This window comes from Allomesorhizobium camelthorni, from assembly GCF_011045125.1.
In the GTDB taxonomy this organism is placed as follows: Bacteria; Pseudomonadota; Alphaproteobacteria; order Rhizobiales; family Rhizobiaceae; genus Allomesorhizobium; species Allomesorhizobium camelthorni.
Map to the genome: position 1 here is coordinate 1 of NZ_JAAKZF010000258.1, position 1,297 is coordinate 1,297.

Annotated in this window: 2 protein-coding genes; one reads left to right on the plus strand and one right to left on the minus strand. The window is 63.3% G+C overall.

Translation table 11 applies throughout. The annotated features are described in order from the left end of the window. On the plus strand, nt 1-243 hold a 243-nt coding region (locus G6N73_RS35720; RefSeq protein ID WP_165034549.1), incomplete at its 5' end, for a hypothetical protein. A 10-nt stretch (nt 244-253) separates the two neighbouring features. On the opposite strand, the gene groEL is transcribed toward G6N73_RS35720, so the two are convergent. Continuing rightward, nucleotides 254-1,297 (minus strand): chaperonin GroEL (gene groEL, locus G6N73_RS35725; RefSeq protein WP_165034550.1); only part of this gene is annotated, 1,044 nt, incomplete at its 5' end.

Genomic DNA, 1,297 nt, shown 5'->3' on the forward strand with positions numbered 1-1,297 from the left:
TGCGCCATCGGTCGTATTTGCCCATATGAAAAGCGCCCGTCGCAGTTTTTGGTTGCGGCGGGCGCCTTTTGTCAAATTCGTTTCTTCGGATTTCTCCTCCGAAACTCCTTTGACATCGGCCTAAACGCCGATGGTGGCCGTTGGTTCCAAAAAAAAATTCGCGAGCGCCGAACTTTTTCCAACCGGGTTCGCCAAAAAGAAAAGGGCGGCATCGCTGCCGCCCTTTCCGTATGCATTGCCTGAGAAGCTGGACTTAGAAATCCATGCCGCCCATGCCGCCCATGCCACCGCCAGGCATACCACCCGGCATGCCGCCAGCGGTCTCCTTCTTTGGAGCCTCGGCGATCATGGCTTCGGTGGTGACCAGCAGGCCGGCGACCGAGGCCGCGTCCTGGAGAGCCGTGCGCACGACCTTCATCGGATCGACGATGCCCATGGCGATCATGTCGCCATATTCGCCGGTCTGGGCGTTGAAGCCGAAGGTCGCGCCCTTGTTCTCAAGGATCTTGCCGGCGACGATCGAGGCTTCCGCACCCGCGTTCGCGGCGATCTGGCGGGCCGGAGCCTGCAGGGCGCGACGGACGATGGCGATGCCAGCCGTCTGGTCGGCGTTGGCGCCGGTGACGGAGATGGCGAGCGAAGCGCGCAGCAGGGCGACGCCGCCGCCGGCCACGATGCCTTCTTCAACGGCCGCACGCGTTGCGTTCAGCGCGTCGTCGACGCGGTCCTTCTTCTCCTTGACTTCGACTTCGGTCGCACCGCCGACGCGGATGACGGCAACGCCGCCGGCCAGCTTGGCCAGACGCTCCTGCAGCTTCTCCTTGTCGTAGTCCGAGGTGGTCTCCTCGATCTGCTGCTTGATCTGGGCGACGCGGCCCTGGATCTCGGCCTTCTTGCCGGCGCCGTCGACGATGGTGGTGTTCTCCTTGGAGATCGACACCTTCTTGGCGCGGCCGAGCATGTTGATGCCGACATTCTCGAGCTTGATGCCGAGGTCTTCGGAGATGACCTGACCGCCGGTCAGGATCGCGATGTCCTCGAGCATGGCCTTGCGGCGATCGCCGAAGCCCGGAGCCTTGACTGCGGCGATCTTCAGGCCGCCGCGCAGCTTGTTGACGACCAGCGTGGCCAGAGCCTCGCCCTCGACGTCCTCGGAGATGATGAGGAGCGGCTTGGACGTCTGGACGACAGCTTCGAGGATCGGCAGCATCGCCTGCAGGTTCGCGAGCTTCTTCTCGTGCAGCAGGATGTAGGCATCCTCGAGCTCGGCGACCATCTTGTCAGGGTTGGTCACGAA